Below are 6313 nucleotides of genomic sequence, written 5' to 3'. Positions count from 1 at the left end.
TGACAATTCTTGTAAGCAGGCTTTGATTCGTTCTTGTTTATCTTGGTTCATGGCGAGTCATACACACTGTTTTATCTGTTGTTATCTTCTCCCAGAACTTGTATATCTTCCAAAAGTGGATGCTCCCCCATGTATCTTCATAATGATACATCTTTTGTGTATCATTACACTTCTTATATTTACATGAGTAAAAGTATATTAGCAAACATTAAATACAAGGAAATAATATGGATTTGTTGTTACCAAAAATACAAAAAAGAATTTTGAAGCAAATTTATCAAATACCCTTTGTAAGACATCAAAATGATATCGCTTATCAAATAGCAGTTAATAAGCATAAACCCCATTTACCTATTATCTCAAAAGATGACCTAGAATTAGTTGAACAAATTAATCATGAAGGTGTTGTAATCACTTCATTAGATAATTTGGGTATTGCAGCTAATCCTCAAATTCTTCAGAAAGCCAAGCATCTTGCATCTCAGATTAAATCAGATATTAGCAGTGATGATAATCAATACGTTATTCATGCTAGTTCACAGCAAATAATGGAATACCCCGAAATTTTTTTGTGGGGATTAGAACAACGTTTACTAAATATTATCGAGCATTATCTTGGTCTACCAATAGCATATCATGGTACATATTTTCGCAGAGACTTGGCAAATAAACTAGAAAAAGGTTCTCGACTTTGGCATTTAGACCCTGAAGACCGCAAAGTATTGAAAATAATAATTTATGTCAATGATGTTACCGAAAATCAGGGGCCTTTTCAATATATACCTCTGCCTTTAACCTCGAATATAGTTCAATCTTTAAAATATAGTTATGGCTATATTCCCAATCAAACTATGCAAAAGGTTATTTCATCAACTAATTACAAATCTTGTATCGGTAGTTCTGGTACAGTAATTTTTGCTGGCACAGGTAGCATTTTCCATCGAGGCAAAATACCTCAAATATCAGACAGATTTACTATTTTTTTTGATTACACTTCTAGAAGAAAAAAAGAGTTATTTTATATTAATAATTCTCTGCCCTATCAGGATTTAGTTAAACTTTCACAAAATCTTTCTGTGCGACAAAAACAATGTCTTTTTTGGCAAGAATATCCAGTATAGCTATTTATTATAGTACTGCTATAGGACTCATATTTGATTTATGAAAAAACTCAGTACAGTTTTATTCCTTCTTACCTGTTCCCTTCCTACGCAAATCATTTCAGGAATCAAAGCAGATTGCTATATTTGAGTAATAACAACCAAAAAGAAAATATATTTATTTTGTTTTTGGGATCACATACCTAATACCACTTTTAACAGCCATATTATCACCTTTGTAACGAGGGATAATATGAATACTAGCGTGCATAATATTTTGTCCAGCTTCTCGATTGATATTCATTCCTACATTAAAGCCATCAGGTGCAAATTCTGTTTTGAGAATTGCTTGAACTTTATTCACCATTAACCAGCAAGCAGATTGTTCTTTCAAGGGTAGTTCAAAATAATTACTCAAATGACGTTTAGGAATGACTAAAACATGACCTTTACTTACAGGATAACCATCAAACATTGCATAAGCTGTTGCTGATTCAGTTAATAGTTGCAAATTTCTATAAGGGTTGCAAAATATACAGTTATTCGATGAGTTTCGCTGATAATTATAGTGAGTATATTCATATATCTCGCGGCTATCATCCAAATAAATTGAATGGAATGGTAGCTTTACAATACATTGATAAGTAGGCTTTTTATGAACATAATGTTCTCTGAATCCTTGCTTTTTAATATCTCTCCTCACAACATAATAAGCTTTACCACCTGGTTTTAATAGGTGGGAAACGTCCATTAAAACTTTGGTTTGTTCTTCAGCAAACAATACATTCAAAACATAAAAACAAATTATTGTATCAAATTTACCATGTGGGTAATCAGGCACATAATAGGGATCATAACCTGTAATGTCACAACCTTTTTCGCGCAATAATTTAACATCGTTACCAAAACCGCAGCCAAAATCTAATATTTTGCCTTGAAGTAGGTTTTGATTCAATAATAACTTTGCTGGAAATGACAGGTATGTTCTTTCTATTGCTGTGAGATGGCTGAATTGATTTTTTTGCTGCTGCATAGAATGACGATTTTAATGTCATTCCTGTCTTAACATATCTGATAATAAAAAGGATATGTCTCGTAAAATGACTCACGTTACATATCCTTCACTGTGCTTGATTTACTTAATGGCTAAAAGTTCAGAAACTGCTGCGTGTGCTAATACTACGCTAGGTTCACTCTGAAGTGCAGCATAGTATTTTCTGGCAAATTCATTACCTACTTCTGAAGGTGCAATTAAAATGCGAGTATTGGTAGTTAAATTCTGTACATCTTCCAACGATATGGGTTGATCAGATGAGAGCATCTCATCAATTTGTACTACTAGTTCAGAAATACGATGTAGCCAAGCAAATTGCTCATCAGCGACAACAAGTTGAAAGAGTTCAGTGTTAGATACTCGTCCACGAACTTGTTCATAGTTAATGCGTTCGGTTTCTAGCAACATCCGGTGAAGATGTAATAATTTATTGCGTAAATCACGCAGATATTGATGTTGGTTGATTCGTTGTAGAAGTGTGTTAACAGTCAATGTTATCTATCCTCTCGTTACAATATTTTTAATTACTTGAATACTTGCGGCTAGGAATAGAAGCCGCAGGTTTAGATTAGTTATAAAACTTGGGATAAATCATCTAGTCAAACTGAGACGGCAATATACTAGGAAAGGAAAATCTAGTCGTTACTTTCTGCTCGCTGTCATCAAAGTTACTGTACTAGATATACTTCATATACGATTCATCATAGATCAAATACCTGAAGCATAACAAATAGAGCTTACACTACTTTTATTTCGGAAAACCCTCGGTAAATTAAATAGGATGATTGTTGTCATGCTTACCAATGAATATAGGAATAATCGAGCCTTACTGTAGCGGGTTTCTAGAAATTTTACCAGAGGGTGAAAGCAGTGACTATTGGTTGATTGCAGGGATACACATCAATGGCGAAGTCTTCTTTCCTAGTCCGCGACTTTACCGTTCTGAACGGGTTGCACTAGCAAGAGCCGCACAACTGTATGATTGGATAGTTGACCACAAGCAGCAAATTATTGCTGGAGATTACTTCTGTTCAACGTTGAATTTATCCCTGTGGTATCAACCAAAAGCATCTTAGAGGATGTTGGCTGAAGTTTGATGGTAATATGCGCTCATCGCTGGGATAATTCCATAAAATTCGCCAACTTATACATAACTCTAGCACCCACATTACCATCCCACTCTGCATCACCCACTTCACAAACATCAAAGCCAATAATTTTTCTACCGCTATTCACTAGTTCACGCAATAGGCAGAATGTTTGCTCTAATTCTAATCCACCAGCAACAGGAGTACCTGTATTAGGGCAAAGTTTCGGATCTAAACCATCGATATCGAAGCTGATATAAACATTTTCTGGCAAATGATTGATAATTTCGCGGCATATATCAATCCAGGTGATGCCAGCATAAAGTTTTTGCTTTATCGTTGGGTCATAGTAGGCAATAATACGACCATCTGATTGGTCAATCATTTGCACTTCATCATGACTAATATCACGTAAACCTACCTGAACTAACTTAGCGATTTGTGGTAGTTTTACAGCATTAAACATGATAGAAGCATGAGAAAATTCAAATCCCTCATAGGCATCGCGTAAATCTGCGTGTGCGTCAATGTGCAGAATGCCGTAGTTGGGATATTTAGTTGCTAATGCCTGAAAATAACCTAATGGAGAACTGTGATCTCCACCAATGACTGCAACTTGCTTACCTTGATTTATGGCTGCTTGACACTGGTTAAATAACCATTGGTTCACCTGTTGAGAAGCTTGATTAATTTCTGTCAGGATGGGTGTTAAATCGGGTGTATCTGTTAGGGGTTTACCTTGTGCTAGTCTTTCAATAATTTGGGCAGCTAAGGTGCGGTAGTAATGATTTTTTTCTAATATATCTTGGGGAATTTCAACCAAAAAAATTCCCTGTTTCCAGCCATCTGGGTTGTCAAAGTCAAATAAATCCAGTTGAGTTGAAGCATCTAGGATTCGTTGCGGGGCGTTTGCTGTACCTGCACCATAGGAAACGGTAACTTCCCAAGGTACGGCAAAGACAATTAAGTTGGCGGACTCGTAATCAAATGGTAAGCCGAAGAGGTTGCCATTAATTTCACCTACGCCACTCGGATTATAGTCTTGGAGTTGATTAATCATCGATCGCCTGCCGAATTTACCTGGGTTGTCTGTATGTATTTTAGCGATCGCACTGAATTATTCACCATGTTCCCCTTGAGGCAATATCAAAAGTTTCGTAATTTCAGCTATTAATACACTAGCTTCTACGGGTTTATGAATATAGCCTTGAAAACCAGATAAAAAGGCCAGATTATAATTGTCTTCTGACGTCAGCGCCGTTAAAGCAATGGCAGGTGTATGCTGTTTTTGTAACAGTAACATTTGTCTAACTTTGCGAATTAAGGAATATCCATCTACTTTTGGCATAGCAATATCAAAAATCAAAATATCAAATCGGCAATTTTTGATTACTTCCAGTGCTTCTAAAGCTGATGTTGCTTTTGTGACTTGCACACCGTAGCTTTCTAAAATAAAAGTAGTCAAAAAAAGGCTATCTTCGTTATCATCTACTACAAGAATTTGCAAACCATCTAAAGATTGGTAATGGTCTATATCATCTTGGAGATGTGAATCTTCATAATTATTTGCCATGATAAGCTGTGCCTCCTTAGTTGGCCTAATCAATTACGGAGGAATTCCCAATAGTAGTCAGTATGCAGCTGACTACTACTGGGCAACTTTAATCAAGTTACCATGACATCAGTCTCATATCTTCAGAGAGATTGATATTTGAGCGTCTTACAGCAGTTTTGGTAAGTAGAGTGCGATTGCCTTTCTGTTGCGGTGAAGTATGACGAGTGCGATCGCTTGTCTTTTATACTGTGATGTTTGAGGGTGATGATTGCGATCGCCATCAATCTTGATTGGCATTAATAACCCTCTTTTGTTACTTTAAAAAGATAAAAACTGACAAGAGATTCAACTAGTAGCAACAGGGAAACTCAGGGGAGAAGCGCGAAAATCATTCATAAAGTCGATTAATTTCAAAAAGCAACGCTTCAGCCCAGGAATGTTAAATTCTAATATAAGAGGTTTACCACCATCTCAGACTAACAAAAATTATTAAATATTTAGAAGTTTTTGGAAAGTCGTAAAGTTCATCTAAAAACCTCTCTTCCTCTGGAAAAGAGGTTTTAAAAACTTATTCCTTCTCAAATGTTGGATAAGCTTTGTGTGCTTCTGCATAAATCTTTAAAGCCACAGCCATCTGCTGTTCAGCTGTTTCACCTTGTGATTGGAACCAAGTAAAAGTTTCAGGATCTATCTGAACTGTAATTTTTACATTTGACTTAGGCATCCGCAATTGTGCTTTAGCGAAGAACTCATCTGACAAAGGTGGAATATCTGAAGTGTCAATGTCTTCGTCGTTCATTGCATCGATTCTATTCCAGTCGGTTTTTGAGGTATTGTTCATAGCGTTTTCGTTCGTAAGACAGTGCTTTTCTTAATGAGATGATCCGAATTTTTTCTTCATCAGGTTCAGTGTAAACAACTACTACAACTCGTCCATCAAGTAAGCCAATACCAATATACCTATCTTCTCCATACTCGTTTCTCTCATCAAGGTCTATAAGTATTGGTAAATTAAAGATCCGATAAGCGTCAGCAAAGTCAAAACCATGCTTTATTATATTGCTTTGGTTTTTACGCTCATCCCACTCAAGTTTCATAACCTCAATTCATAACACAAATTTATTTAGAGCAGAATAATCAAATGTGCGAGGAAAATATATATGGCCAGCACATCTGCTGTAGTTATGATGCTTCAATCTTCAAAAATCTTCATCATCCACAAAAAACTCCGCATCCTCTTCCAATCGATTATCCCCAGAACCAGCCAGCCCCCAGAGAGGTTGCAGCACTGCTATCCCAATTACGCCGAAAGCTGCACTAAAAGCCAGCACTAAACCGACTGGTATTTGAATTGATTGAAAACTTAAAAACTTTAACGCTACTGGTGTGGCATTTTGGACGGAGATAATGGCGATCGCCATTATCCAAACAGCTACAACGACAGATATTAATAAATTAGCAATTGTCTTCATAAAAAATTACAACTTAAAACAGATGAACACAGATATTTATCAAT

10 protein-coding genes are annotated in these 6313 nt (G+C 36.0%); 2 read left to right on the top strand and 8 right to left on the bottom strand.

Features of this window, described 5'->3' with window-relative positions:
• Positions 1 to 227: 227 nt before the first annotated feature.
• Entirely contained in the window at positions 228 to 1121 is an 894-nt protein-coding gene (locus IQ244_RS18890) for a 2OG-Fe(II) oxygenase (RefSeq protein WP_193896848.1), read from the top strand.
• Positions 1122 to 1278: 157 nt separating this feature from the next.
• Here the strand turns inward: IQ244_RS18890 and IQ244_RS18885 are convergent, their stop codons facing one another.
• Positions 1279 to 2133, bottom strand: a complete 855-nt coding sequence (locus tag IQ244_RS18885; protein WP_193896846.1) for an HIT family protein — start codon at positions 2131 to 2133, stop codon at positions 1279 to 1281.
• Between the two features lie 102 nt (positions 2134 to 2235).
• Complete coding sequence (locus tag IQ244_RS18880) at positions 2236 to 2646, bottom strand: hypothetical protein (protein WP_193896844.1); 411 nt, start codon at positions 2644 to 2646, stop codon at positions 2236 to 2238.
• Between the two features lie 311 nt (positions 2647 to 2957).
• On the opposite strand from IQ244_RS18880, the gene IQ244_RS18875 reads away from it, so the two are divergent.
• Positions 2958 to 3230, top strand: a complete 273-nt coding sequence (locus IQ244_RS18875; RefSeq protein ID WP_193896841.1) for a hypothetical protein — start codon at positions 2958 to 2960, stop codon at positions 3228 to 3230.
• Positions 3231 to 3264: 34 nt separating this feature from the next.
• Here IQ244_RS18875 and speB read toward each other — a convergent pair whose 3' ends face one another.
• The 6 genes from speB to IQ244_RS18850 form a co-directional block, all read right to left on the bottom strand.
• Positions 3265 to 4302 carry an agmatinase SpeB gene (gene speB, locus IQ244_RS18870; protein WP_193896839.1) on the bottom strand — a complete coding sequence of 346 codons (1038 nt, stop codon included), beginning with the start codon at positions 4300 to 4302 and terminating at the stop codon, positions 3265 to 3267.
• 57 nt (positions 4303 to 4359) lie between these two features.
• Positions 4360 to 4815 carry a response regulator gene (locus tag IQ244_RS18865; protein ID WP_193896837.1) on the bottom strand — a complete coding sequence of 152 codons (456 nt, stop codon included), beginning with the start codon at positions 4813 to 4815 and terminating at the stop codon, positions 4360 to 4362.
• A gap of 147 nt (positions 4816 to 4962) precedes the next feature.
• Complete coding sequence (locus IQ244_RS33005; RefSeq protein ID WP_265578937.1) at positions 4963 to 5094, bottom strand: hypothetical protein; 132 nt, start codon at positions 5092 to 5094, stop codon at positions 4963 to 4965.
• Between the two features lie 271 nt (positions 5095 to 5365).
• On the bottom strand, positions 5366 to 5596 hold the full coding sequence (locus IQ244_RS18860; RefSeq protein WP_228059011.1) for a BrnA antitoxin family protein: 231 nt from the start codon (positions 5594 to 5596) through the stop codon (positions 5366 to 5368).
• Positions 5597 to 5606: 10 nt separating this feature from the next.
• Entirely contained in the window at positions 5607 to 5894 is a 288-nt protein-coding gene (locus IQ244_RS18855; RefSeq protein WP_193896833.1) for a BrnT family toxin, read from the bottom strand.
• Positions 5895 to 5996: 102 nt separating this feature from the next.
• Positions 5997 to 6269, bottom strand: coding sequence for a DUF1049 domain-containing protein (locus tag IQ244_RS18850; protein ID WP_193896831.1), 273 nt, complete (start codon positions 6267 to 6269; stop codon positions 5997 to 5999).
• Positions 6270 to 6313: the final 44 nt, after the last annotated feature.

Source organism: Nostoc sp. LEGE 06077, from assembly GCF_015207705.1.
Taxonomy (GTDB): Bacteria; Cyanobacteriota; Cyanobacteriia; order Cyanobacteriales; family Nostocaceae; genus Nostoc_B.
Note: the sequence above shows the minus strand (reverse complement) of the source record. Positions and strands in the feature narration are given on the sequence as shown.